Genomic DNA, 25,471 nt, shown 5'->3' on the forward strand with positions numbered 1-25,471 from the left:
GTCGCTAGCCGCCGGGAGCGGGCACCGGCGTGCTGGTGCCCGACGGCGTCGGCGCACCGCTCGGCGTGATCGGGGCGTTGACCGGGATGTTCGACGGCGGAGCCTGATCGGATAACGCCGACATCGACTTCCACTCCTCCCACGGCACGGCCCAGTCCCAGATGTCGCCGTCGGCGTACGACAGGTCGATCCGGGTGCCGGTGACCTCGACCGGGTCGCCGTAGATGGCGGTGTTGAAGTACTGCTGCGCGTCGGATTCCGACAAGTTGATGCACCCGTTGGTGACGTTGCTGCTGCCTTGGGCGCCAAGGCTGGCCGGGTTGGCGTGGATGAACTCACCGTTGTTGGAGATCCGCACCGCGAACCGCTCGCGCACGTTGGCGTAGCCGGCGGCCGGGTTGGTCATGTAGAAGTCCTCGTACTTCTCGGTGACCACGTGGACGCCGCTGCGCGTGACGTTGCGATCGAGGTCGCCCTCGCCGTAGCTGCACGGGAAGTCCATGATCACCGCGCCCTGCTCGTCGAGCACCTGGATGCGGTGGCTCGACGCCTCGGCCCTGACCAGCTGGCGTCTACCGATGCCGAAGTCCAATGTGACGTCCTGGGCGCCGTACGCGCCGTTGCCGAACGGCAGGCCGTACAGGTTGGCCTTCACGTGCACCTGCGTGCCGGACGGGAAGTACTCGCGGGTGCGCCAGTGCGCGCGGGAGCCACCGGCCTCGTTCGGCAGCCATGCCCAGCTGCCCTCGACCGGGGGTTCGGTGGTGACGTTGAGCGCCTTCTCGACGGTCGCCCTGTCCTCGTCGGCGATGTCGGCGTCGAATTGGATGATGATGGGCGCCGCCACGCCTACCGTCTGCCCGTCGGCGAGCTGGAACTGGCCGCTGACCTGCACCTGCGGGTTGACGGTCGTGAAGCTGCCCTGCACCGGAATCGCCTTGCCGTCGTTGCCGACCGCCGAGCCTCCCCAGGTGTACTCGACGCCGTAGCCGAGCGGCTCGGTGACCGTGAAGGACGTGCGATCGCGGTTGACCACGCCCGCGACGACCCTGCCCTCGGGGTTGGTGAGCGTGACGCGCTGGAACCACCCGTTCTCGACCTCGGCGGCGACCGGCTTCGTGGGGACGACGTCGGTACTGGCTGCGGCCGGGGAGAACGTCACCTTGGCGGCTGCGGGCGCCTCGGATTCGGGCGTTCCACCCGATCCGGTGATCGATCTGCCCGAGCATGCGGCGAGGAATCCGGACGTACCGACCGCGAGCGCAGTGAGTGCCTGGCGGCGGTTGATGGTCACGTGGACCAAGAGTACCTAGAGGGAGCAGCCAATCAGGCGCGGCTCGGGTGTGAGATCGATCCCGAATCGCTCCCTGACCCCGTCGCGGACGGTTCTGGCCAGCACGAGGACGTCGGCCGTGGTGGCCGTTCCGCGGTTGGTCAGCGCGAGCGCGTGCTTGGTCGACAGGGTGGCGGCGGCCCCGTTCCCGGGGAAGCCCTTGTCGAAGCCCGCGTGTTCGACGAGCCATCCGGCGGCCAGCTTCACCCCGTCGGGCGCCGGGTAGTTGGGCAGCGGACCGTCGGCGCGCAGCCGCTCGAAGTCCGCTTGGCCGACGACGGGATTGGTGAAGAAGGAGCCGACGCTCCAGGTGTCGCGGTCGTCGTCGTCGAGCACCATGCCCTTGCTGCCGCGCAGTTCGAGGACTGCGGCGCGCACGCGGGCGGGGTCGGTGCGGGTGCCCGGTTCGACGCCGAGCGTCCTGGCCAACTCGCCGTAGCGCACCGGCGCGCTGCGCCCCTCGGCGTCCAGGGTGAACTCCACCTCGAGCACCACGGCGTGGTCGGAGTTCTTCAGCACGCTGTGCCGGTACCCGAACTCCAGCGTGTCCGGTGTCACCCACTCGTCGCGGCCGGATCGGCGGTCGAGCAACCGCACCCGGCTGATCGTGTCGGCGACTTCGGCGCCGTACGCGCCGACGTTCTGCACGGGGGTGGCGCCGGTTGAACCGGGAATCCCGGACAGGCACTCCAGGCCGCCGAGCCCGTGCCGCAGGGAGGCCGCGACCACGTCGTCCCACCCCGCGCCCGCCTCGGCGCGCAACACGTTGCCATCGACCGTCACTGCGGTGTTGGCGATGCGCACGACGGTGAGGTCGTCGAGGTCGTCGGCCAGCACGACGTTGGAGCCGCCGGCGAGCACCAGCACCCGTTCGGCATCGGCGAGTTCGCGCAGCACCGCGATCAGCTGGTCGGTCGTGGTGCACGTCAGCAACCGTCGGGCGACCGGACCGATGCGCAGGGTGGTCAGTGGCGCGAGGGGAACGGCCTCCTCGACCGCCACGCCTCCGATGTGCGAAGTGACCACGGGAGCCAACGGTAGCGTGGGCGGCTATGTCGCGGTCCTTCGACATGTCCGCCGAGTACGGCGGCACTGTCACGCAGGTGCACGGGGCCTTCGGTGATCGCCAGTACTGGCTCGACCGGCTGGCCAACTCGGGCGCCGACGAGGCAACGCTCGACTCCATGACGGTCACCGACGACGGCGGCATCGACGTCGTGACCACTCAGACGCTGTGGGCCAGCAGGCTGCCCGGGCTGGTCTCGCAGTTCCACCACGGCGACCTGCACTTCGTGCGCGAGGAGATCTGGTCGCCCGTGCGCGACGGGCAGTCCAGCGGCACCGCGACGGGCACGATTCCGGGCGCACCCGCATCGCTGACCGGCACCGCGGTGCTGACGCCCGCCGGATCCGGCTCCCGCCTCGAGTTCACCGCCACCGTCGAGGTCCGGATCCCCCTGGTGGGCGGCAAGGTCGAGAACTTCATCGGCAACCAGCTCGTCGAACTGCTCATCGCCGAAGAACGCTTCACCACCGACTGGCTCCGGGCCAACGCCTGACTTCCTGCCCCCTTTCCTCGAACGTTGGTTACCGCCACGCGACACGCCGACGAGGCGTATCGGTAACCGACGTTCGGCGAGGTGAAGGGAGAGAATCGACCCATGAGCGGCCCCATCGGACAGCTCACCCGCGGCACCACCGGCTACAACCGGCTGCGGCGGAGTGACCGGTGGCTGGTGCACTCCCCGCGCGTGCGGGCCGCGCTGCTCTCGGCCGCCGATCCCCTGGTCGTCGACCTCGGCTACGGCGCGCTCCCGGTCACCACGCTGGAGCTGGCCGCACGGCTGCGCACGGTGCGCCACGACGTCCGCGTCGTCGGGCTGGAGATCCACCCCAAACGGGTCGAGACCGCCCGAACGGTCGCCGGACCCGACTCCGACGTCGAATTCGGGCTCGGCGGATTCGAAATGGCCGGGCGCACACCGATTCTGGTGCGCGCATTCAACGTACTGCGGCAGTACGACGCCGCGGCCGTGCCCGATGCGTGGACGGTGATGACGCGGGCACTCGCGCCGGGCGGCCTGATCGTCGACGGCACGTGCGACGAACTCGGCAGGCGGTGCTGCTGGGTGCTGCTCGACGCTGTCGGCCCGGTCAGCCTGGTCCTGGCATGCGACCCGTTCGCGATCGACAAGCCGTCGGATCTGGCCGAGCGGCTGCCGAAGGTGCTGATCCACCACAACGTCGAGGGCCAACCCGTGCACGCGCTACTCACCGCCGCGGACCGGGCCTGGGCCAGCGCAGCCGCGCACGGGGTGTTCGGGCCGCGGGTGCGGTGGCGCGCGATGCTCGAGCTGCTGCGCGACCAGGGGATTCCGGTCGAACCGCCCCGCCGCAGGATGCGCGACGGCGTGCTGTGCGTGCCCTGGGAGACGGTGGCACCGACCTGATCCGGCAGTAGGCTCGGCAGATGCGGATTGCGCTCGCACAGGTCTCCACCGGCACCGACCCGTCGGCCAATCTCGCCCTGGTCGAGGACTACGCCCAACGCGCCGCCGACGCCGGCGCCCGCGTCGTGCTGTTCCCCGAGGCGACCATGTGCCGGTTCGGTGTACCGCTCAAACCCGTCGCCGAGCCGGTCGACGGCCCCTGGGCATCGGGCGTCCGCGCCGTTGCGGAACGCACCGGCGTCGTGGTGGTGGCCGGCATGTTCTGCCCCAGCGGCGACGGGCGGGTCACCAACACGCTCATCGCGACCGGCCCCGGCGTCGACGCGCACTACGACAAGATCTACCTCTACGACGCGTTCGGATATGCCGAATCACGCACCGTCGCACCAGGTTCGAAGCCCGTGGTCATCACGGTCGACGACGTCGTCATCGGACTGACCACCTGCTACGACATCCGGTTCCCCGAGTTGTTCGTCGAGCTGGCCCGCCGGGGCGCCCACCTGATCACCGTGCACGCGTCGTGGGGTGCGGGGCCCGGCAAGCTCGACCAGTGGACGCTGCTGGCCCGCGCCCGCGCGCTCGACACGGCGGGCTACGTCGCCGCCGTCGACCAGGCCTATCCCGGGCCGGAGATCGCGGCGTCGGGACCGACGGGCGTTGGGGGCAGCATCGTCGCCTCCCCCACCGGATCGGCGCTGGTCTCGGCGGGTGACGAACCCGGTCTGCTGGTCGCCGACGTCGACCCCGGAGCCGTCGACGAGGCCCGCAAATCCATCGGGGTGCTGCGCAACCGCACGGACTCCGTTCAGTGGAGTAGGGCAGAATCGCGCCAATGACCGATCCGTGGGCCCGTCCGGGCAACCCGCCACCGCATGGGCAGAACCCTCCGACCGGCGCACCCTCGTACCAACCGACGTCGCAGTACGGCGCACCGCAGCAGGGCTACCCAGCACCCCCACCCGGGGGCCCGACGCAGACCGGCGGCTCGACCCCACCCCCGCCTGCCGACAAGGGCTCATCGGGCAAGCGGATGTTCCGCGACCCGCTGTCGCTCACGCTGGTCGTGGTGATCGTGGCCGCGCTGGCACTCGCCGGACTGGTCGGCGCGGAGTTGTACGCCCGCCACCTCGGGAACCAGGAGGTCGCCAGGGCCACCGAGTGCGTCGTGCAGGACAGCGTCGACGTGTCGTTCGGTGCGCGACCGTTCCTGCTGCAACACCTCAGCGGCCACTACAGCGGCATCCACATCACGACCGCGGGCAACCGGCTGCGCGAGGCCAAGGGCATGAAGGCCGACATCGTCATCGACGACGTGCGCGTCGCCGATGGCGGCAACTCGGCGGGCACGATCGGCTCCATGAACGCGACCGTCACCTGGTCGTCCGAAGGCATCACGCAGACGATCCAGGACTCCATCCCGCTGATCGGCAGCTTCGTCAACGGCGTCACCACCGACCCGTCGGACGGCACGGTTCAGCTGGAGGGCGCGCTAGGCGACATCGTGGCCAAGCCGCGGGTCGTCGACGGTGCCATCTCGCTGGAGGTGGTGGAACTGACCGGCCTGGGCTTCACGTTGCCGCGCGAGGCAGTGCAGCCCGCGCTCGACGTGTTCACCGCCCAGCTGACCAAGGACTATCCGCTGGCGCTGCGCGCCGACAGCATCGAAGTCACCGACTCGGGCATCGTCACCAAGCTCTCGGCGCAGAACGCCACCATGCCTGCCGGCGGCCAGGGCGACGACGCCTGCTTCTCGGGCATCTAGCCTGGCCGGTTCAGCTCCCGAACGATGCGCGCGGTGCGCCCATTCCTGGGTCGATTTGGAACGGCCCGGCGGTCGAGGGTGCAATCGGGAAGTCGAAGATCGCCGTCGGGATGTACACCGTCGCACACGCATTGGGGATGTCGACGACGCCGGATAGCCGGCCTTCGATCGGTGCGGCACCGAGCAGCAGGTAGGCCTGCTCCGGGCTGTAGCCGAACTTGGTCAGGTAGTCGATGGCGTGCAGGCAGGCCCGCTGATACGACAGGTGCGAGTCGAGGTAGCGCTGTTCACCGCCCAGCGTCACCGAGGTCCCTGAGAAGGCGAGCCACTCCGAGTACTGCGGATCGGTGTTGCCGGGCATGAAGATTGCGTTCTCGCTGACCCCGTACGTCTCCATGCCGCCAGGGATGACGTCGACCCTCAGATCGATGAAGCCGCCCATCTCGATCGCGCCACAAAACGTGATCTCGCCGTCGCCCTGGGAGAAGTGGAGATCGCCGACCGACAGGTTGGCACCGTCGACGAACACCGGATAGAAGACACGGCTGCCCTTGGTGAGGTTCTTGATGTCCTGGTTGCCGCCGTTCTCCCGCGGTGGTGCCGTACGCGCAGCCTCGCCGGCAGCCTTGGTGAAGGCATCGCCGGACAATCCGCCGAGGATCGCGTCGCGAGGCTCAGGCGGGAGGGCCAACGGCGGTACCCGGTCCGGATCAGTAGCGATCAGCGCGGCCTCACGGGTGTTCCAGGTGGACAGCAGTCGCGCCGACGGCGCAGTACCCATGAGGCCCGGGTGGACGATGCCGGTGAACTCGACGTGTGGGACGTGCCGCGACGTTGCCTTCTGCCCTGAGAAATCCCAGATCGCCTTATAGGCATCAGGGAACTGTTCGGTCAGGAACCCACCGCCGTTTTGTGTGGGGAAGATGCCGGTATAGCCCCAACCCTGGCCTGCGAGTGGGCCGGAGTCCTCCTGCGGGATGGGGCCGACGTCGAGGATGTCGACGATGAGCAGGTCGCCCGGCTTGACGCCCTCGACCGCGATCGGACCGGACAGCACGTGCACGGTGGTCAGCGGGGCGTTGAGGATGTCCTCGGCGGAGTCGTCGTTGACGATCGCGCCGTCGAACCACTCCCGACAGTGCACGCGGAACGAGTCGCCCAGCTTGACCGTCACGGCCGCGGGAATGTCGGGGTGCCAACGGTTGTGGCCGAGCTTCTCCTGATCGGTGAACTTCTTGGTGGACTCGAGCGGGAATACGACGTCGGGCATGGGGACTCCTTCTACGGTCGCGGGAGGGTCTGGTGCAGCGGGTTGGTGGTGATCTTCTGCCTGCGTCCGGCCGGCTCCGGCCGGGACACGACTGCGGGACGGTCGGCCGTGGCACGGGTCGCGTCCTGCAGGGCCATCGCGGTGTTGCTGCGTGCGAGGTTCGGCGTGGCGATCAGCCGTCGGGCCCGGCCGGCGCATCGCGGGCATGCGATGGCATCGGGACGTTCGGCCATCGGATGTAACTGCTCAGTCGTGCCGCAGCCAGCCTCACAGCCAAACCTGTAGAGAATCAACGTGTTTCCTCACTACATCCGGTCGTGTCACTGGAGGTACTCGACACATTACCGAGGAGCGGCCGCACTGGCGCGGCAGTTGGAGGACACCACAGCACATCCCTACCCGGGTGTGTGCCCCTACACGTTCGAATTACCGCCTGCGCGGTGGCCGCGCGTCGTCGTTCGGCGACTCCGGTGTACGCGTAATCGACTGCGTCGGAGGCGACTCCGTACGTCGTCGATGCTCCACGCCTTCACGCATGCCCATGTTGAGCGCGGCCCACAGTGCGATGCGGAAGTTGATCCGGTCGATCTCGTCGAGTGGGTTTGCACCGGTGAGTTCGGCGATCTTGCCGAGCCGGTTTCGCAGCGTGTTGACGTGTACGTACAGCTGGCCGGCGGCCGAGGAGATGTCGTGTGCGGGGTCGATGAACGCCTCGAGCGACGCGACGAGATGCGTGCCGTTGACCTCGTCGTGTTCGACCAGCGGGACCAGCAGCCGGTGTACGAACGGCACCAATCTGACCTTGGGTACGGCAGCGAGCAGGCCGTCGAGGGTGGCGATCTCGTCGATGTGCACTGGGCGCCGCCATCGAGTCGCCTCGTGCAGCGCTTCGGACGCCTCGGGGATCGCGTACGCCATCGCCTGGGCGTCCCGTGCGATGGCCACCCCGCAGACCAATTCGGAGGAAGCCAGATCCGCGGTGAACTCCTCCGTATGCGCACACAACGCCACGATCCGATCTTCGAGTATCGCGACCGCACCGGTGTGTCGGTCTACCAGGTCGTGGACCTGACCGTGACCGTCGAGCGGGAACGCGCACACCGCGACCGGGGCCGCCGCCAGCCCGTGTTCGACGAGCGCACTCTGTACCGGACCGACACCCAACGTGCCCGCGACGAACCAGCGCAGTATCGAACCCAGGTCGCGTTCGCGGGCGCCCGATTCGCGGTCGGCGGTACGCATGGTGTCGACCCAGTCGACGATGCGGCGGAACGGCACCGTCGCAGGGAGTGTGAGCAGGGGCAGATCCGCGTCCCGGCACGCCGCGAGCAGCGCCGGGGGCGGCTCGTCGAAGAGGTCGCCGAGGCCGACCAGCAGTGCAGTGACACCGCTGCACGACAGCGTGGCGACGTAGCGGTGGACGGCGTCCTCTGGCTGGCCCACCACCGGTACCCCGATGCTGAGGATCAGTTCCTCACCGGAGAGGTAGGGCGTGGGATCGGCCAATTCGGTGGGATAGACGTAACGGATCGGCCGGTCGGGGTCGCCGGCAGGAGTGAGCGCATGGACGTGCAGGCTCGCCTCGGCGAGCAGGTCGCCCAGCCGGACAGTGCCGTCGTGCGGTGTCGTGTCGGTCGCTGTCGGGCTCCCTTCCACCGTCGCCCCACCCGAGACCACCGGGCGATTCGTTGCCGGTGCGCTCATGGCGGGCAGTCTAGGGCGGCCATCGTATTGCTACAGGTCCAGAATGAGCTTCCCACCGCACGACGATCGTGACACGCAAATCATCATGGTCGAGTTCGACTGACGTTCGTCGTCAGTCAGCAAACTGACACGGTGATCTATTTCGCCGGCAAGCACCTTGGTCTCGCAGGTCCCGCAGAACCCGTCCGTGCACGAGAACGCCGTGTCGGGCGCCACCTCCAGCACGGCGTCGAGCACGCTCGTCGAACGTCCGACCGTGACCGTCACCCCGGTGCGCGCGAGTTCGACGTCAAAGGCTCCGTCGGCGACGGGCGCAGGGTCCCGCACAACAGCGGTGAAACGCTCGATGTGCACGGAGAGATCCGGGTACGCGTCGCCGACCTCCTGCACGGCCGTCAACATGGCGGGCGGGCCGCAACAGTAGACGCGCGTGCCCGCCGCCGCGTCGGCGAAGAGGGCGGCGAGGTCTGGCCGGCCCGCCTCTGCCTCGCAGATCACTTCGACGCCGCCGAGGGTTGCGAGCCGGTCGAGGAACGCCATCGCCGATCGGTTGCGACCGCCGTAGACCACCCGCATGGGAGGCGGGTCCGTCTGTGCGCGAAGCGCTTCGACCATCGCGAGGATCGGGGTGACGCCGATGCCGCCAGCGATGAACAGGTAACTCGGTGCCGGGAGCAGTTCGAAGTCGTTGCGCGGTGGACCGACCTCGATGACGTCGCCCACTCGCAGGCTCTGGTGCACCTCGCGCGAGCCACCCCGTCCGTCGACGACCAACAAGACCGCAATCGTGTAGCGGTGCGGGTCATCGCGCGGGCCGCACAGCGAGTACTGCCGCACCACCCCCGACGACAGGGTCACCGGAACGTGAGCACCCGGCGCCCAGGCCGGAAGCCGCCTCCCCGCATCATCTTCGAGCACCACCGAGATGACGCCGGCAGCTTCTAGCCGCTGCTGAATGACGCGGAGTTTCATCCGACCTGCACGCGACCGTTCCCGGCAGCAGCCTCCTCGGTCAAACCGCGGGCCTGCTGGATGGCCTGCACGGCGTATTGCGTTGCACGCCGGTAATTCAGCGTGTAGACGTCAGCCGGTGCCGACACCTCGAATGCCTGGCCGGCCAGCGGGACCTCCTTGGGTTCGAGCCCTTCGAGCACGGGCGTGTCCTCGTTGAACACCATGGTCTCAACGGCCAGGATGTCGTCGACTGAGCCGCCGCGGAAGTCGCGGTCGGTGGCTACTCCCCAGAAGATGATGCACTTGTCATAACTCACCGGGGATGGGAAGTCCACGAGGTAGCGCTTGCCGGTCTCCGGACCGAAGTCGTAAAGGATGGTGGCAATGCCGGGCGCGTAGGAGTGGTACTGCATCTGCGCGTCGCCGACCGCGGAGAACTTGGCGGAGGGGATCTGTTCGTAGTAGTACGTAGCCCACACCTCGCGCCCGTCACGCTTGACGTCGAGATCGCTCACCACCGGATCGACTTCACCCATCGACGGTTCGTGGACGAACGGGAAGTGCGCCATGTCGCGGAAGTTCTCGGTGGCCGCCATGAACCCGCACGCGGCGTGGATCGGTTCCGCCGACCGCCACTCCAACTCGAGGTCGGCGATCTCTGGCGGGTCGGGCAGGTCGAACACGGGATCACCCAGGCAGGTCCACACGTGTCCGAACCGCTCGATGACCGGGTAGGCCTTGATCTCGGCCTTGGGCGGAATGCGACCCCCCTCGGGCAGCGACGGGATGTGCGCGCAACGTCCGGTCTGACCGTCGAACTGCCAACCATGGTAGGGACAGGCGATGTTGTCGCCGGCCACGACGCCGTCGGCGAGGTTTCCGCCGCGGTGGATGCAGCGTCGATCGGTCACCCGGGCTACACCGGAGGAGTCGCGGAACACCACGAGGTTCTGATCGAGCAGCGTCGCGGACTGTGGTGTGACGATGTCTTGGGACCGGGCGACGACGAACCAGACATGCTGGTAGGCCTCACGCAACTTCTCCGGGGTCAGTGCGTCCTGTTTCATCGTTGTGCTCCCTTCACTACTGGGCTGAATTCGGGCCGCGTCAGGGTGCGCGGTTGGAGTCCTTGGTCGCCGACGTGCGCGGCGATCTGCGCCATGCTGGCGATCCACACGTCGTCCATCGCACGCACGTCGGCGATGAACTTGCGCAAGGCGGCGGCTCTGCCGGGGCGGCCGGACAGGAACGGGTGGTTGGTGAGTATCCAGGCACCGCCGACGTCTCGCATGGCGTCGAGTTCACTACGGTAGAGCTCGATCGCCTTCGCCGGCGTCTCGATCAGACCGGTACCCGAGAAGTCGGGAACGAAACAGTATTGCTGCCAGTCGTCCAGCGCCCAGCTGACCGGCAACTCGACGAGCGACGCCCCCTCACCGACGGCCAACTCGTAGGGGTGGTCGGAGTCCATCAACGTCGAGTCATAAACGAACCCATACTCGGCCAGCAATTTCGGAGTGTGCCAGTTCATCTCCCACATCGGAGCGCGGTATCCGACCGGACGGACCCCGGCTACCTCCTCCAGCGCCTGCAGGCCACGTTCGAGGATGGCGCGCTCGGTGTCCTCGTCGACGCCGACGAGCGATTCGTGCAGGTACCCGTGATGGGCGATCTCGTGGCCGGCAGCCACGATGGAACGGATGGGCTCGGGGTGGCGGTGCGCGGTGTACCCGGGGACGAAAAACGTTGCAGGAACGTCGTACTCGCCCAGGATTCGGAGCAGCCGAGGTATGCCGACGAGTGGTCCGTACGCCTGATGCGACATGGCGCCCATCCGGTCGGCGAAGGCCGGGTCGGTGGTCAGCAACGGCGATTCCGCGTCTACGTCGAAGGTGAAGGCGACCGCACATGTCTTTCCGTCCGGCCAGGACACCGGTTCCGCGGGGACCAAATTGCTCATCGATGAACCTTTCTACCGAAGACGGATAGGAACTCCCACGCGACGTTCGCCGCAGCGATCGCGGTGATCTCGGCGTGGTCGTAGGCCGGGGAGACCTCGACGACGTCGACGCCGACCAGGTTGACCGCGTCCAGTCCGCGAACCACCTCGAGCAGTTCGCGTGACGACATGCCGCCAGCCTCAGGGGTGCCGGTGCCCGGCGCGTGCGCAGGGTCGAGGACGTCGATGTCGACCGACACGTATACCGGTGCATCACCCACCCGTTCGATGATGCGCTCGACGATGCCGTCAGAGCCAAGAGACGAGATGTCCCGGCAGGTGATGACCGAGAAGCCGAAGCCGGCGTCCTCGACGAGATCCTTGCGGTCGTAGATCGATCCTCGGACGCCGACGTGGACGTTGCGGTCGAGCAACAGTCCCTCCTCGTACGCCCGTCGGAACGGCGATCCGTGGGTGAGGTCGGCACCATAGAAGCCTTCCCAGGTATCCAGGTGGGCGTCGAAGTGCACCAGCGCCATCGGTCCGTGCGCGGCATGCGCGGCGCGCAGCGACGGCAGGGCGACCGAGTGATCGCCACCGAGGATGATGGCCCGTGTCCCGTTCGCCAGCAAATCGGTCAGTTGCGAGGCGATCTGGTCGACCGCCTGACCGATGTCGAAGGGGTTGCAGGCGAGGTCACCGGCATCGGCGACCTGGCACACCTCGAACGGGCTGATGTCCAGTTCCGGGTTATAGCCGCGGATCAACCGGGAACCCTGTCGAATTGCATTGGGGCCGAACCGCGCGCCCGGACGGTAGGTGACGGCACTATCGAACGGCACCCCGACCACGACGACGTCGGCGTGCGGCACGTCCTCGAGCCGTGGCAGCCGAGCGAATGTCGTCCAGCCTGCGTACCGGGGCTGCACCTGTGGATCGACGGCCCCCACGATGGCGCGGCCGTTCTGGTTGTTCATTGGTTTGCCTTCCTAGACACGATTGCGTGACACTCCGCCATCGACGTTCACGATTTGTCCGACCGCCGCGCCGAGGCGGCGTTGACATAGCAGCCCGACCACGCGGGCGACCGCCTCGACCGAGCCGTGTTGATTGGTGGGCGGCGTCGGCATACCCCCTGCCGCATCGCATACCGACCATTCGGAGTCGACGGCTCCCACGGCGACGGCGTTGACACCGATTCCGAATGCACCGAAGTCGCGAGTCAGCGACTTGGTCAGCGCGACGATGCCACCGGCCGCGGTCGCGACCGCCGACAGGTCGGCACCGCCAACGTGCCAGCGCGACGTGGTGAGCACGATGCGACCACCTGATGCATTGTCGCGCATGCATTCCGCGGCTGCCTGGGCGTAGAGGAAGCTACCGGTCAACGTGGCGTCGACGTGTGCCCAGAACGCGTCCATGGACTGGCCGCAGAATCCCGCGACGTGCGGCAGACCGTGTGCGACGACCAGCGCATCGACGCCACCCACGCCGTCGGCGGCACGTCTGACGGCGTCTCGGACGGCAGCAGCGTCGGTCGGTTCCGCGTCAACCCCTGCGGTGCTGGCGCCTCGGTTCACGAAGTAGTCGCGCACTGCGGTACCCAGTGCGGTGTCGACGCCGGTGATGAGCACCCTCGGCTGGTCCATCGTCATCAGATCACCGTTCCGCTGTTGACTGACAACACTTCTCCGCAGAGGAAGAGGTCTTCCTCAAGCAACGCGCGTACCAGTTCGGCGACCTCGCGCGGCAGCGCGATGCGCCGGGCGGGCAGGCTAGCGGTGAATTCCTCTGCTCTCTCCCACGATTCGGGCGGGAGCAGCGGGGTGTCGCACGGCCCTGGCGCCACGGCGTTGACGACGATGCCATCTGCGGCCACTTCGACGGCGATGCTGCGCAGAAGACTCAGCGCGGCACCCTTGGCCGCCGCGTAGTGCGCGTCGTTGCTACCCCCGCCGATGGCGCGTTCCGACGCAATACCGACGATTCGCCCGCTTTTTCGCCGCGACATGCCCGGCAGCACTGCCCGGCACACGTGGGCGAGTCCGCCGACGTGCACGCGCAGCATTCTCTCCCACTCCGAGCACGTGATGTCCAGTGCCGGCTTCTCCGCGTAGTGGCCGGCGCAGATCACCGCGGCATCGACCTGCCCGAAGGTCTCTTCGATGTCCCGAATCGCGTCGGCGACTTCACGCTCATTGGCGACGTCGGCGATCAGCCACTTGTCCGCTGCCGGCGCCGGCTCTCGCGAGATCGAAGCGACGGTCCAACCGCTCGCCATCAACACCTGCGTGATCTCGGCGCCGATGCCGCTACCCGCGCCGGTTACGACGGCAACCTGCTGCGTCATACGGGCTCGCTCACGGACGCTTCGGCGGTCTCGACGGGCGGCTGAGGGCGTTCTCCGACCCTGCGTAGCTTGATGATCACCGCGCCGATCGCCAGGATCGCGCCCATCGCCACGAAGAAGGCCCAGTTCATGACCCATGACTCAGAGATGGTCCGCGGCCAGACGATGTTGGTGAACTCGAAGCCGACCCACAGCACCGCCAACACCGCGACGGGGGTGCCGAACCTGCCGAGGTTCCACGGTCCAGGGACCCACTTGCCGCGTAGCCGCGCCACCATCCCGGCCACCAAGGGGAACAGGAACGCGAGGTAGTAGCCGCCGGCGGTGAAGGTGACCAGAACGGAGTACACGTCGGTGGCAGAGATCAGGTAGACAAGCGCGCCGATGACCGTGGTGACGATGATCGCGCCGATCGGCTGGGCCTCCCGCTTGGAGAGCTTGGACAAGAACGCCGACGCCGGGAGCACGTCATCGCGAGCGAAAGACCAGATCACCCGTGATGCCGATGCCTGCAACGCGAGAAAGCTTGCCAGGAAACCGATCACGAATGCCAGGAGGATCGGCTTGACCGCGTCGTCACCGAGCGCGGTGCGCAGCACGTAGCTCACCGGGTCGGGCTCCTCACCGGAGGTGATCTTGTCGAAGTCGGGCACCGCCAGGGTCACGGCGAGCGAGGCGTACGCGATGACGATGGCGATGAAGGCAATGGCGAACAGCATGGCCTTCGGGATGTTGCGGCGAGGTTCCTTCACCTCTTCCGCGATGGCACCCGCGCTTTCGAAGCCGAGGATCGACCAGCCGGTGAACGCGAGCGCGGCCAGGAACGGCCCGGAGACGTACGCCCAAGACCATCCGCTGTTGAGATCGATCCCGTGCAGGACGGCGTCGAATCCGTGTTGCCGGTGAAAGATCAGGAGGTAGGTGCCCAGTCCGATGGAGGCGACGATCTCGGCGATGATGCTGCCGAACATGAGCCCTTTGAGGAATCCGCGGCCCAGTATGTTGGCTCCGGTGCCCGCGAGCAGGATGAGCAGCGCGACGACGCTCTGCTGCACGGCGGTGGGGCTATCGATGCCGATCAGCTGAGCCAGGAAGCCCGCGCCACCGTAGGCCACGGTGGCCATGATGATCACCAACGCCCACATGTAGATCCATCCGGCCAACCATCCCGTTACCTCACCCGCGAGCCGTTTGGTCCACTGGTAGATGGATCCTTCAATGGGCCAGCGGGACACCAACTCTGCGAACGCCAACGCGACGACGAATTGGCCAAGACCGACGATCACGAACGTCCACCAGAAGCCAGGACCCGCCGACGCCAGCGACAGGCCGTAGATGCCGTACATGGCGACGATCGGCGAGATGAACGCGAACGCGAAGGCGAACGCCGACCACAACGAGAATTCGCGTTTCAATTCTTGTGGTGCGGAATGTGTTTCATCACTCGACGCCATCTGGTCTTCCTCTCGCTACCGCGTGGACCACCGCAGTATGTCCACGGATTGGGCCGCGGGGCACCGCGTAGGGCGAAGCCTGGGGTGCACGCACAGTGCGGTGGGCCGCAGCTGTAGGGGTCTACAGTCCCGATGCCGGGGCAGCAATCGGCGCGCGCGCGGGAGATGACTGAAGCCGTCCACGCCATAGACTCGCTGCTTCCCACCACCCGAACCCGACGAAGGGATGTCGTGTCCGATAACGCCGACGAGTTCCTGACCGCTCTGGAGCGCAGGTTGCATGCCAGCGTCACGGATGCCGTCGTCACACCCCTTCGGTCGATCGACGACGGGCTGACCGTCTTCGCCGAGCACTGTTCGACCGCGGTGACTGCCGGCGGCAAGCGGCTGCGGCCTCGCTTCGCGTACTGGGCGTGGCGAGCCGGGAGTTCACCCGGCGAGGATCAGGGCCCGATCGTGCGATTGGCGGCGGCGCTCGAGATGCTGCACGCGGCGATCCTCGTGCACGACGACGTAATCGACGGCTCGGAATTGCGACGGGGCGAGCCGTCGGTTCGTGCGGCGTTGGCGGGTCGACATCAGGGGCAATCGTGGTTCGGCGGATCCGCCTCGTTCGGCGACCACACGGCCCTGCTGGTAGGCGACCTTTTGTGGTCGGCCGCACACGACGAGTTCGACGCCGCGGCAACGGCGGTGCTGCCGGAACACCGAGGGCGGTTGACGTCGATCTTCCGGGCGATGCGGGTCGAGGTGCTAGCAGGCCAACTGCTGGAATTGAGCGCTCAGGCTGCCAGGCACTACGACGCGGCCACCGCTGAACGGATCCTGCGCTACAAGACCAGCGCCTACACGGTGGAGCGTCCCATGGAACTGGGGCTGGCACTCGCCGGTCCGTCGGCGTCGGACGCCGGCGAGATTCTCGGCGTCTACGCCGGCGCCGTAGGCCGGGCGTTCCAGTTGCGCGACGACCTCGCCGACCTGTTCGGCTCTTTCGAGACGAGCGGCAAACGCGTCGGCGACGACGTTCGGGACGGCAAGCCGACCGAACTGCTCGGCACGACGCTGGAGCTGGCCGGGGCCGCGGACGTGCAGACGCTGGCTGGGATCGTCGGTGACAGCACGGCCGACGCGTCGGCGATCGCCGAGGCACGCCGCATCGTATGGGAATGCGGTGCAGCCGAGCGGGTCTCGCGTCGGATCGCCGACCTCGTGGCTGACGCCGATCGAGCAGTGGAGGACCTGCCGCCCGGTGTCGATGCGTCCTCGCGGGTGGCCCTGCGCGAACTACTCGCCGAATGCACTGACGTGTCGTTTCTCGGCGAACGTCCGGACTGAGTCTGCCGTCACGCCGTCGGCCGGTATCTCGCGCGGTACCGGTCGACCCGGTCCCCGCGGGCCGGCGCCGGCGCGAGGGAACCGATGCGGAAGAATCCTGCGCTCGCCGCGAGCGATCCCACCAGGGCAGCACCGGCGACCACCACGAAGGCGGTCTGATACGCCAGCGCCGCGACGAACACGCCGAGCGACAGGAACCCCAGGAGCAGGAACAGGTATCCGAGGTATGAGTACGAGATGCGAACCGAGGATGACTGGGCCGCTGGGCCCGATGTTGACTTCGACATTGCTGACCTTTCCCTACGACGTTGCAGGAATCGGAAGAAACGCTACGCGGAGCGTAGCGATCGCTACGGCTAGTGTAGCGCTGATGTCCGCGCGGTTATTCCGCGTGCTGCCGACCGAGGGGAACGCATGACAGCGCGACGCGCCATCGAAGACGTCATCGCGGAATCGACGTTGCGCCTGCTTCGCACCGGCGGCCCCAGGTCGGTCACCGTCGAGGCAGTGACCGCCGACTCCGGCATCGCCAAGACGACGATCTATCGACGGCACCGGGATAGGCGAGACATGTTGTCGGCAGCCCTTTCCCGACTCGTCTCACCCGGCCCGCTCGACGACCACGCCGATACGCCGGAGCGGTTACGGTGGGTCATCGCACACGCGATCGCGGTCACTGACGACGGCATCGGCTTCGGCGGCTTCGCCTCCCTGCTGACCGACGACGATCCCGACTTCAGCACGGTGTTCCGCGAGATCCTCGTCGCCCAGCGCGCGACGTTGGTGAGCGTGGTCGACGCCTGCAAGGCCGACGGCACCATGCGCACCGACGTCGAGGCCGAAACGCTGATCGATGCGATCGTCGGCACCTACATCGCCGAGCGCGCACGCACCGGGCGGGTGGCCGACGACTGGCCGGATCGGCTCTTCGCGATGTTCTGGCCCGCGGTGCGCACCTGACCGTCACTCTGTCGTCATAGCGTCTGACCAGCGGCGACGCATCAACCGTGTTTACTGTTGATCATGGTTGTTCCAAGCTGGGTATGGGGTCTGACCATCGTCGGGATCGTCGGCCTGCTGCTGTTCGACTTCTTCTTCCACGTCCGCAAGGCGCACGTGCCGACGCTGAAGGAGGCGGCCAGCTGGTCGGCGCTCTACGTCGGCATCGCGGTGCTGTTCGGCGTCGGGGTGCTCGTCTTCGGCGGTAGCGAGGCCGGTGGTGAGTACTTCGCCGGCTACGTCACCGAGAAGGCGCTGTCGGTCGACAACCTGTTCGTCTTCCTGATCATCATGGCGAGCTTCCGCGTGCCCCGTGAGGATCAGCAGAAGGTGCTGCTGTTCGGGATCGTGTTCGCGTTGATCGCCCGCACCGGGTTCATCTTCCTCGGCGCCGCGCTGATCAACACGTTTGCTTGGGTGTTCTACCTGTTCGGGCTAATCCTGCTGCTGACGGCGGGCAACATGCTCAAGCCCGACGGCGAGGAGTCGCACTCGGCCGACAACTTCATCATCCGGTTGGCCAAGAAGGTCTTTCACACCACCGAGCACTACGACGGCGACAAGCTGTTCACGTTGGTCGACGGCAAGCGGGCGATGACGCCCATGCTGCTGGTCATGGTCGCCATCGGCGGCACCGACATCTTGTTCGCGCTCGACTCGATCCCGGCGATCTTCGGACTGACCCAGGACGTCTTCATCGTGTTCACCGCGACCGCGTTCTCACTGCTGGGCCTACGGCAGCTGTACTTCCTGATCGACGGCCTGCTCGACCGCCTGATCTACCTCTCCTACGGCCTGGCCGCCATCCTCGGCTTCATCGGCGTCAAGCTGATGCTGCACGCGCTGCACGAGAACAACGTGCCGTTCATCAACGACGGCGAACCGGTGAGCGTCGTCGAGATCAGCACCGCGGTATCCCTTTCGGTGATCATCGGCGTCCTCGTCGTCACCGTGGTGGCGTCGCTGGTGAGCCGAAAGGGGAAGGCGCAGACGGCGATTGCCAACGCCCGTCGCCACGCCACGGCCTACCTCGACGCGGAGTACACGACCGACGCCGCCGAACGCCAACGCATCTTCGACAAGCTGCTGGCCGAGCGCGACCAGATTCTGGCGCTGGGCCCGAAGTACCGGCAGATGGTGCGCGACGAGCCCGCGCTGATGGAATTGCTCGAGCGGGCGGCCGAACGGCACGACGGCGCCGTCGAGCGCGGGGAAGCCAAGCCGTTCGAGCGGAAGCTGACCTAGCGGGTCAGTCGGGCAGCCCGTCGAGTACGGCGCGGGTGCCCGACAGACCCAGCCGGGTCGCCCCGGCGTCGAGCATGGCGATGGCGTCGGCGGCGGTCCTGATGCCGCCGCTGGCCTTCACCTCGACCTCTGGACCGACGGTGTCGGCCATCAACTCGACCGCCCGGACCGATGCCCCGCCCGCCGGGTGGAACCCGGTCGACGTCTTCACGAAGTCGGCGTCGGCGGCCATGGCCGCCCGGCACACGTCGATCAGGGTCTGTTCGCCTGCAATGTCCAGCAGCGCAGCGGATTCCACGATCACCTTGAGCACGGTGTTCGGGATCGCCGAACGGACGTAGGCGATCTCGGCGCGCACGGTCTCGAAGTCGCCTGCGACGGCGGCACCGACGTCGATCACCATGTCGATCTCGGTCGCTCCCATCGCGACGGCCACCGACGCCTCGTGCGCCTTGATCTCCGCGACGTGCTTGCCGGACGGGAAGCCGACGACGGCGGCGGTGGTCAGCCCGACCGCGCCGCAGCGGCTGACGGCCTTGAGCATCGACGGCGACACGCAGATCGCGTACACGTCGAGTTCGGTTGCCTCCTCGACGAAGAACGCGATGTCGTTCTCGGTGGCCTCGGGCTTGAGCAGCGTGTGGTCGACGAGTTCGGAGACGCGGCTGCGGGTCCACTGGGTCGCCATCAGAACGGCTCCTCGGTGCCACCGGGATTGCATCGCGTCGCGACCATCGTGGCCTCGTCGACCTCGGGCCGCCAGGGTTCGAGGTTCCAGCTGGTCTTGCCGGGTTCGACCAATTCCGCGAATTGCCAGTGGCACATGAACTGTGCCCGCATGCCGGGGATGTCGGCGTCGGGCGCGGAGGCCAGTACCTCGGCCCACGCCTCGTCGGCCTGGACGACGGTACCGGGTTGCGTCGAGACCGAGCGGGCCGACGCCGTCGGATACACGCGCAGCGTGGAGAGGTCACCCCACTTGGCCCAGTGCGTGCTGGCGACGAACGGCGGCCCCGCGGCGGGTTCGGCGGACGCCGGTGCCGCCGGGAGGACGGGTGCGGTCAGTGCGACGGCCGCCAGACCGGCGGCGAGGAGGCGGAGCACTCGAGCTACCGGGACTTGCCCTGGACGTCGAGCACCTTCGGGCGGACGTCGACGATGTAGATGCCTGCCGCACACGCGACGACGGCCGATCCGACGGGAGCGCCGAGGACGAAGGCCAGCAGAGCGGTGCCGCCGATGATGGCGAGCCAGATCGGCTTGCTCATCTTCTCGGCGGCGGTGAACGCGTCTGGGCGTTGCATGGCGGCGTGGACGAAGGCGTACGCGCCGGTCGCCAGGGCCGCCACCTGAATGACGAGGAGGACGTAACCCACCAGGTTCTGAGGCTCCACGCCTCAAGCCTATGCGGGTCACGCCCTCCCGTGCCACGTGGGCCTCGTGCGCTACTTCTGGGTGACCTTCTTGGCCGGGGCCTTCTTGGCCGGGGCCTTCTTCGCGGGCGTCTTGGCAGCCGTGGTCTTGGCGGCGGGCGCCTTGGCAGCCGGAGCCTTGGCTGCGGTGCTGCCGGTGGTCGACTTGGCCGGCGCCTTGGACGCCGGAGCCTTGGTGGCGGGCGCCTTCCTGGCGGCGTCCTTGACGGGCTCGGCGGCCTTCTCGGCGCGCTTGGGCAGTTCGACGCCGACCAGCTTGGCGGCACGCTCACCGACGGCGCGGGTCTGCGTGGCGACGGTGCCGAGCGCATCCTGGGTCAGCTCGACGGCCTGGTCGGTGACGGTCTCGACGCGGCTGGCGGCGTCCTCGAGGGCGGGCTGGCTGCGCAGGCGGGCCAGCGCTTCCTCGCCGCGCTCGACGAGCCGGTTGTAGGTGGTGGTCGCGTTGTCGGCGTAACCCTCGGCGGCCTTGCGCAGCTCGTCGGCGTTGAGGCGCTCACGGATCTCGCCCACCTGGCTCGGCAGGTCTTCCTGCAGCTTGTTCAGGTTGGCCCGGGCCTCCTCGACACGCGCCTCGGCGTCGCTGCGGGCCTCGCCGGCACGCTCACGCAGGGTCGCGACGATCTCGTTGACCGTGGCGAGCGCCAGGTCGGCCGCACCGACGGCAGCGAGCAGCGGAGCCTTGAGGTCTTCGATGTTGGTCTGGTTCTTGTCGGCCATGTCAGTGTTTCCCTTCTCGGATGAATGCTTCTTCGGACTGTTTCTTCGTCGATCGGATGCGCGGACCTCAGTCCGTCCCGGGTTCCTCGTCGATGACGACGGACGTTGCTTCGACCGCCAACGCCTCGTTCTGTTGAACGAAGGAGGTGTAGATGTCGAGGAGCACCTGCTTCTGCCGCTCGGTGATGGCGGCGTCGGCGACGATTGCGTCCCGCACTTCGCTCCGTTCGGTCGGCTCCAGCATTCCGGCCTGGACGTAGAGCACTTCGGCGGAAACCCGCAGAGCCTTTGCGATCTGGCTGAGCACGTCGGCTGACGGCTTGCGCAGCCCACGTTCGATCTGGCTCAGGTAGGGGTTGCTAACCCCGGCCTGCTCGGCGAGTTGCCTCACCGATACCTGCGCGGCTTCCCGCTTGGCCCGGATGAAGCCGCCGATGTCCTGTGCGGCGTTGGAAGCCGCACTGGTGACGACGGCGGCAATGTTCTCGTCTTGCGACACGTACGTTGCCCCCTCATCCGCGATTGATCTTCGATGACGAACTCAACCGTAGAACGGGGTGCTAACTTTTGCAAGCACCTGCTAGCGCAGGTCAGAACAGTAGTTGGGCTATCGAATAGATGACAAGGCCCGCCAGCGAGCCCACCACGGTGCCGTTGATCCTAATGAACTGCAGGTCACGGCCGACATGGAGTTCGATGCGGCGGCTCGCCTCCTCCGCGTCCCAGCGCTCGATGGTCTCGGTGATGATCGCTGTGATCTCCGTCCCATACTGCGCGACGAGGTGCTTGGCGGCGCGGACGATCCAATTGTCGACCTTGTCGCGCAGCTCCGGGTCGTCGCGCAGGGACTCCCCGATGCGCACCACGGAGTCCGCCACGCGCTCGCGCAACGCCGACGACGGGTCGTCGACCGACTCGAGGATGATCCGCTTGGCCGCCGTCCACGCCGTCTCCGCTGCCCGGGTCACCTCATCGCGGGCCATGACCTGTTCCTTGACCTTCTCCGCGCGGGCGATCGTCGTGTCGTCGTGCTGCAGGTCGTTGGCGAACTCGAAGAGGAACTTCGTCGCCGACTGCCGCAGTTCGTGCTGAGGGTCCCGACGCACCTTGTCGGTGAAGTCCATCAGCTCGCGGTGGATGCGGTCACCGACCAAGTTGTCGACCCAGCGCGGCGACCACGTCGGCGAGTCGCGGTTGATCACGCGCTCGATGGTCTCGCCGGCATTGAGCGACCACTCGAAGGCACGGTCGGCCAGCAGCTGCAGCAGCGCCTCCTGGCGTTCCTCCTCGAGCAGCGACGTCAGCACCCGGCCAATCGGCGGCCCCCACTGCGGCTCGGCAACGCGCTTGACGATCATGCGGTCGAGCAGCTGCTGGACGTCGTCGTCGCGCAGCATCTCGACCAGCACCCGCAGGACGGTAGACGCCTCGGCCGCCACGCGCTCGGCGTTCGTCGGGTGCGCCATCCACCTGCCGATACGGTCGGTGACCTGCGCGTCACGCAGCTTGGTCTCGATGACCTCGGCGGACAGGAAGTTCTCCCGGACGAAGGTGCCAAGACCCTCGCCCAGCTGATCCTTCTTGCGCTTGATGATCGCGGTGTGCGGGATCGGGATGCCGAGAGGGTGCTTGAACAGCGCCGTCACCGCGAACCAGTCGGCGAGCGCGCCCACCATGCCCGCCTCCGCGGCGGCGCGCACGTAACCCACCCATGGCGCCGCGCCGTTGGACTGCGCCCACGTGCAGACCAGGAACACCACCGTGGCGCCGAGCAGGAACCCGAGCGCGACCAGCTTCATCTGGCGCAGCGAGCGGGCCCGTTCGGCATCGGCGGAGGAGTCGACGCCGGCGAGCGTCGTCGCGAGGCTGGGACGCGTCGCCTGGTCGGGTCCGGGGACTTCGCGCAAAGACACGCCTCCATCATCCGTCATCGCCCCGCGGGCGGATTCCGCCCACCGCCCCATGGGCCGGGCTGCGCCGTATTATCGACACGGACGAGGGAATGGAAAAACGGCGACAGTGGCACAGCAATCTCCTGCGACCGCGGTGAAGACCGACGGCCGCAAACGACGCTGGCATCAGCACAAAGTCGACCGTAGAAACGAACTGGTCGACGGCACGCTGGAAGCCATTCGTCGGGTGGGCAGCAATGTCAGCATGGACGAGATCGCCGCGGAGATCGGCGTCTCCAAGACCGTGCTGTACCGCTACTTCGTCGACAAGAACGACCTCACCACCGCGGTGATGATGCGCTTCGCGCAGACCACGCTGATCCCCAACATGGCCGCGGCGCTGAAGGCGAACCTCGACGGCTACGCACTCACGCGTGAGGTCATCCGCGTGTACGTCGACACCGTGGCCGCCGAGCCAGAGCCCTACCGGTTCGTCATGGCCAACAGCTCGGCGAAGAGCAAGGCCGTCGCCGACTCCGAGCAGATCATTGCGCGGATGCTCGCCGTGATGCTGCGCAGGCGGATGGCCGCGGCGGGCATGGACACCAGCGGCGCGGAGCCGTGGTCGTTCCACACCGTCGGCGGCGTTCAGCTCGCGACTCACTCCTGGATGTCGAACCCCCGGATGACGTCCGACGAACTCATCGACTACCTGACGATGCTGTCGTGGAATGCGTTGTGCGGCATCGTCGAGGTGGGCGGGTCGTTGGAGAAGTTCAACTCGATGCCGCATCCGTCCCCAATCGTGCCGCGTCAGGTGCTTGACTAGGTCGATGACCGAATCGTCCGATCTGCCGTCACTGTGGTCACACGACCCGCACACCGAGTTGATGTTTCGCATTGGCGATCAGGTCGCCGACATCGACGCCGAACTCACGCCGGGGTTCCGCGGGAAGAAGACCGACGCACCCACCCTGCAGGCCGAGCGCAACATCCGATTCGCCGAACTGCAGGAGCAGCTCTACGCCAACAGCCGCGCCGGAGAGACCCGCTCGGTGCTGCTGGTGCTGCAGGGCATGGACACGGCGGGCAAGGGCGGGATCGTCAAACACGTTGTCGGGGGCGGCAATCCGCAGGGTATCCAGTACCGGAGCTTCGGCAAGCCGACCGCTGAGGAGTTGTCGCACCACTACCTCTGGCGGATCCGCAATGCGCTGCCGACACCGGGCCACATCGGGGTGTTCGACCGCTCGCACTACGAGGACGTACTGATCGTGCGTGTGCACGATCTCGTACCGCCCGAGATGTGGGAACCGCGCTACGACGAGATCAACGCATTCGAACGTGAACTCGTCGACGGCGGAACCACTCTGGTGAAGGTCGCGATGTTCGTCTCGCTCACCGAGCAGAAGAAGCGGCTGGCCGAGCGACTCGAGCGGCCCGACAAGTACTGGAAGTACAACCCCGCCGACATCGACGAGCGACTGAAGTGGCCGATGTACGAGCAGGCGTACCAGGCGATGCTGGACCGAACGTCGACGGACTACGCGCCGTGGCACGTCGTGCCGTGCAACCGCAAGTGGTATAGCAGGCTAGCGATCACCGAGCTCCTCATCGAAGCTCTCAAGCGCCTCAACATGTCCTGGCCCCCAGCTGATTTCGACGTCGAGGTGGAGAAGAAGCGCCTCGCAAACGCGTGAGTTCGCGCCTAGTAGTTGTAGAAGCCCTTACCCGACTTCTTGCCCAGCTGGCCGGCCTCGACCATGCGCTGTAGCAGCGGCGGCGGGCCGTAGAGCGGCTCCTTGAACTCGGAGAACATCGAGTCCGCGATGAGCTTCAGCGTGTCCAACCCGACCAGGTCGGAGAGTTTGAGCGGGCCCATCGGGTGCGAAAGCCCGGCGACGACAGCGGTGTCGATGTCCTCGACCGTGGCGACCCCGGCCTCGGCCATCCGGATCGCCGACAGCAGGAACGGCACCAGCAGGGCGTTGACGACGAAGCCCGAGCGGTCGGTGCAGCGCACGACCTTCTTGCCGAGCGTCTCGCCCGCGAACTGCTCGACGCGAGCCAACGCCTCGTCGGTCGTGACAAGCGTCGGCACCAGCTCGACCAGCGGCAGCACCGGCACCGGGTTGAAGAAGTGCAGACCCAGCACGCGGCTGGGGTTCTTGGTGGCCGCGGCGATCTTCATGATCGGGATGCTGGAAGTGTTCGACGCCAACACCGCGTCGGGATCGGCGATGACCTCGTCGAGCTGCGCGAAGACCTTCGCCTTGACCGCCGCGTCCTCGACGATGGCCTCGACCACCAGCTGGCGGTCGGCCAGGTCGGCGATGTCGGTGGCGACGCTGAGCCGGGCGAGCGCGTCGTCGCGTTCGGCCTCGGTGAGCTTGCCGCGGCTGACGCCACGCTCCAGCGACGAGACGATGCGGCCACGCCCGGCCTCCGCGAGCGCCTCGGTGGGCTCGTAGATGCGCACGTCCACACCGGCACGCAGCGACACCTCGGCGATGCCAGCACCCATTTGCCCGGCGCCGACGACGCCTACCCGTTCAATAGTCATGGTCACTTTCTAACGCGAACAGACGCCAACTCGCACACCCGGGGTACCAAGCGAGCGAGTTGGCGTCT

General features: G+C 67.4%; 29 protein-coding genes. 9 read left to right on the top strand and 20 right to left on the bottom strand.

Annotated elements, in window-relative coordinates; translation table 11 throughout:
* Positions 1–4 precede the first annotated feature (4 nt).
* Positions 5–1,294 carry a L,D-transpeptidase gene (locus LOK44_RS12440; protein WP_372481227.1) on the bottom strand — a complete coding sequence of 430 codons (1,290 nt, stop codon included), beginning with the start codon at positions 1,292–1,294 and terminating at the stop codon, positions 5–7.
* A gap of 15 nt (positions 1,295–1,309) precedes the next feature.
* A complete protein-coding gene (locus LOK44_RS12445) occupies positions 1,310–2,359 on the bottom strand; it encodes a UDP-N-acetylmuramate dehydrogenase (RefSeq protein WP_237570267.1) in 1,050 nt (349 codons plus the stop codon).
* Positions 2,360–2,385: 26 nt separating this feature from the next.
* Between LOK44_RS12445 and LOK44_RS12450 the strand changes: the two genes are divergently transcribed.
* The 4 genes from LOK44_RS12450 to LOK44_RS12465 all read left to right on the top strand — a co-directional run bounded on the left by LOK44_RS12450 (position 2,386) and on the right by LOK44_RS12465 (position 5,545).
* Entirely contained in the window at positions 2,386–2,892 is a 507-nt protein-coding gene (locus tag LOK44_RS12450; protein WP_237570268.1) for a DUF2505 domain-containing protein, read from the top strand.
* A gap of 102 nt (positions 2,893–2,994) precedes the next feature.
* Complete coding sequence (locus LOK44_RS12455) at positions 2,995–3,783, top strand: class I SAM-dependent methyltransferase (RefSeq protein ID WP_237570269.1); 789 nt, start codon at positions 2,995–2,997, stop codon at positions 3,781–3,783.
* Positions 3,784–3,803: 20 nt separating this feature from the next.
* Entirely contained in the window at positions 3,804–4,619 is an 816-nt protein-coding gene (locus LOK44_RS12460) for a carbon-nitrogen hydrolase family protein (RefSeq protein ID WP_237570270.1), read from the top strand.
* On the top strand, positions 4,616–5,545 hold the full coding sequence (locus LOK44_RS12465; protein ID WP_237570271.1) for an LmeA family phospholipid-binding protein: 930 nt from the start codon (positions 4,616–4,618) through the stop codon (positions 5,543–5,545). The genes LOK44_RS12460 and LOK44_RS12465 overlap by 4 nt, the downstream gene beginning before the upstream one ends.
* A gap of 10 nt (positions 5,546–5,555) precedes the next feature.
* On the opposite strand, the gene fmdA is transcribed toward LOK44_RS12465, so the two are convergent.
* The 10 genes from fmdA to LOK44_RS12515 all read right to left on the bottom strand — a co-directional run bounded on the left by fmdA (position 5,556) and on the right by LOK44_RS12515 (position 15,216).
* Positions 5,556–6,815 (bottom strand): formamidase, encoded by a 1,260-nt coding sequence (fmdA, locus tag LOK44_RS12470; RefSeq protein WP_237570272.1) that lies wholly within the window; start codon positions 6,813–6,815, stop codon positions 5,556–5,558.
* An 11-nt stretch (positions 6,816–6,826) separates the two neighbouring features.
* On the bottom strand, positions 6,827–7,048 hold the full coding sequence (locus LOK44_RS12475; protein WP_308192735.1) for a zinc ribbon domain-containing protein: 222 nt from the start codon (positions 7,046–7,048) through the stop codon (positions 6,827–6,829).
* 193 nt (positions 7,049–7,241) lie between these two features.
* Positions 7,242–8,519, bottom strand: coding sequence for a PucR family transcriptional regulator (locus tag LOK44_RS12480; RefSeq protein ID WP_237570274.1), 1,278 nt, complete (start codon positions 8,517–8,519; stop codon positions 7,242–7,244).
* Positions 8,520–8,549: 30 nt separating this feature from the next.
* Positions 8,550–9,491, bottom strand: a complete 942-nt coding sequence (locus tag LOK44_RS12485; RefSeq protein ID WP_237570275.1) for a PDR/VanB family oxidoreductase — start codon at positions 9,489–9,491, stop codon at positions 8,550–8,552.
* Complete coding sequence (locus LOK44_RS12490) at positions 9,488–10,540, bottom strand: Rieske 2Fe-2S domain-containing protein (protein WP_237570276.1); 1,053 nt, start codon at positions 10,538–10,540, stop codon at positions 9,488–9,490. Before LOK44_RS12490 ends, LOK44_RS12485 begins: the two co-directional genes overlap by 4 nt.
* Positions 10,537–11,433: a polysaccharide deacetylase family protein gene (locus tag LOK44_RS12495; protein WP_237570277.1), complete on the bottom strand. Its 897-nt coding sequence runs from the start codon at positions 11,431–11,433 to the stop codon at positions 10,537–10,539. Before LOK44_RS12495 ends, LOK44_RS12490 begins: the two co-directional genes overlap by 4 nt.
* Positions 11,430–12,389: an agmatinase gene (speB, locus tag LOK44_RS12500; RefSeq protein ID WP_237570278.1), complete on the bottom strand. Its 960-nt coding sequence runs from the start codon at positions 12,387–12,389 to the stop codon at positions 11,430–11,432. Before speB ends, LOK44_RS12495 begins: the two co-directional genes overlap by 4 nt.
* 12 nt (positions 12,390–12,401) lie before the next feature.
* On the bottom strand, positions 12,402–13,067 hold the full coding sequence (locus LOK44_RS12505; protein ID WP_237570279.1) for an SDR family NAD(P)-dependent oxidoreductase: 666 nt from the start codon (positions 13,065–13,067) through the stop codon (positions 12,402–12,404).
* Positions 13,067–13,762 (bottom strand): SDR family NAD(P)-dependent oxidoreductase, encoded by a 696-nt coding sequence (locus LOK44_RS12510; RefSeq protein WP_237570280.1) that lies wholly within the window; start codon positions 13,760–13,762, stop codon positions 13,067–13,069. Before LOK44_RS12510 ends, LOK44_RS12505 begins: the two co-directional genes overlap by 1 nt.
* A complete protein-coding gene (locus LOK44_RS12515; protein ID WP_237570281.1) occupies positions 13,759–15,216 on the bottom strand; it encodes an APC family permease in 1,458 nt (485 codons plus the stop codon). Before LOK44_RS12515 ends, LOK44_RS12510 begins: the two co-directional genes overlap by 4 nt.
* A gap of 231 nt (positions 15,217–15,447) precedes the next feature.
* On the opposite strand from LOK44_RS12515, the gene LOK44_RS12520 reads away from it, so the two are divergent.
* Positions 15,448–16,551 carry a polyprenyl synthetase family protein gene (locus tag LOK44_RS12520; RefSeq protein WP_237570282.1) on the top strand — a complete coding sequence of 368 codons (1,104 nt, stop codon included), beginning with the start codon at positions 15,448–15,450 and terminating at the stop codon, positions 16,549–16,551.
* Positions 16,552–16,559: 8 nt separating this feature from the next.
* On the opposite strand, the gene LOK44_RS12525 is transcribed toward LOK44_RS12520, so the two are convergent.
* Positions 16,560–16,838, bottom strand: coding sequence for a hypothetical protein (locus LOK44_RS12525; RefSeq protein WP_237570283.1), 279 nt, complete (start codon positions 16,836–16,838; stop codon positions 16,560–16,562).
* Positions 16,839–16,965: 127 nt separating this feature from the next.
* On the opposite strand from LOK44_RS12525, the gene LOK44_RS12530 reads away from it, so the two are divergent.
* Together LOK44_RS12530 and LOK44_RS12535 are read left to right on the top strand one after the other, a co-directional pair.
* Entirely contained in the window at positions 16,966–17,511 is a 546-nt protein-coding gene (locus LOK44_RS12530) for a TetR/AcrR family transcriptional regulator (RefSeq protein WP_237570284.1), read from the top strand.
* 63 nt (positions 17,512–17,574) lie between these two features.
* Complete coding sequence (locus LOK44_RS12535; RefSeq protein ID WP_237570285.1) at positions 17,575–18,795, top strand: TerC family protein; 1,221 nt, start codon at positions 17,575–17,577, stop codon at positions 18,793–18,795.
* A gap of 4 nt (positions 18,796–18,799) precedes the next feature.
* Here the strand turns inward: LOK44_RS12535 and deoC are convergent, their stop codons facing one another.
* From deoC to LOK44_RS12565, 6 genes are all read right to left on the bottom strand, one after another.
* Positions 18,800–19,483, bottom strand: coding sequence for a deoxyribose-phosphate aldolase (deoC, locus tag LOK44_RS12540; RefSeq protein ID WP_237570286.1), 684 nt, complete (start codon positions 19,481–19,483; stop codon positions 18,800–18,802).
* Positions 19,483–19,899, bottom strand: a complete 417-nt coding sequence (locus LOK44_RS12545; protein ID WP_372481228.1) for a DUF2599 domain-containing protein — start codon at positions 19,897–19,899, stop codon at positions 19,483–19,485. Before LOK44_RS12545 ends, deoC begins: the two co-directional genes overlap by 1 nt.
* A 5-nt stretch (positions 19,900–19,904) precedes the next feature.
* Entirely contained in the window at positions 19,905–20,189 is a 285-nt protein-coding gene (locus LOK44_RS12550; RefSeq protein WP_163919278.1) for a DUF2516 family protein, read from the bottom strand.
* A gap of 51 nt (positions 20,190–20,240) precedes the next feature.
* Entirely contained in the window at positions 20,241–20,948 is a 708-nt protein-coding gene (locus LOK44_RS12555; protein ID WP_237570287.1) for a heparin-binding hemagglutinin, read from the bottom strand.
* Between the two features lie 67 nt (positions 20,949–21,015).
* Entirely contained in the window at positions 21,016–21,447 is a 432-nt protein-coding gene (locus tag LOK44_RS12560) for a helix-turn-helix domain-containing protein (RefSeq protein ID WP_237570288.1), read from the bottom strand.
* 91 nt (positions 21,448–21,538) lie between these two features.
* The gene (locus tag LOK44_RS12565; protein ID WP_372481229.1) at positions 21,539–22,879 is read right to left on the bottom strand and encodes a DUF445 domain-containing protein; all 1,341 of its coding nucleotides are present in this window, start codon (positions 22,877–22,879) and stop codon (positions 21,539–21,541) included.
* Positions 22,880–22,967: 88 nt separating this feature from the next.
* On the opposite strand from LOK44_RS12565, the gene LOK44_RS12570 reads away from it, so the two are divergent.
* Together LOK44_RS12570 and LOK44_RS12575 are read left to right on the top strand one after the other, a co-directional pair.
* On the top strand, positions 22,968–23,669 hold the full coding sequence (locus tag LOK44_RS12570) for a TetR/AcrR family transcriptional regulator (RefSeq protein ID WP_237570289.1): 702 nt from the start codon (positions 22,968–22,970) through the stop codon (positions 23,667–23,669).
* 4 nt (positions 23,670–23,673) lie between these two features.
* On the top strand, positions 23,674–24,540 hold the full coding sequence (locus tag LOK44_RS12575) for a polyphosphate kinase 2 family protein (RefSeq protein ID WP_237570290.1): 867 nt from the start codon (positions 23,674–23,676) through the stop codon (positions 24,538–24,540).
* 8 nt (positions 24,541–24,548) lie between these two features.
* Here LOK44_RS12575 and LOK44_RS12580 read toward each other — a convergent pair whose 3' ends face one another.
* Positions 24,549–25,403, bottom strand: a complete 855-nt coding sequence (locus LOK44_RS12580) for a 3-hydroxybutyryl-CoA dehydrogenase (protein ID WP_249783339.1) — start codon at positions 25,401–25,403, stop codon at positions 24,549–24,551.
* Positions 25,404–25,471 lie beyond the last annotated feature (68 nt).

The organism is Mycolicibacterium lacusdiani, assembly GCF_021916785.1.
GTDB lineage: Bacteria > Actinomycetota > Actinomycetes > Mycobacteriales > Mycobacteriaceae > Mycobacterium > Mycobacterium lacusdiani.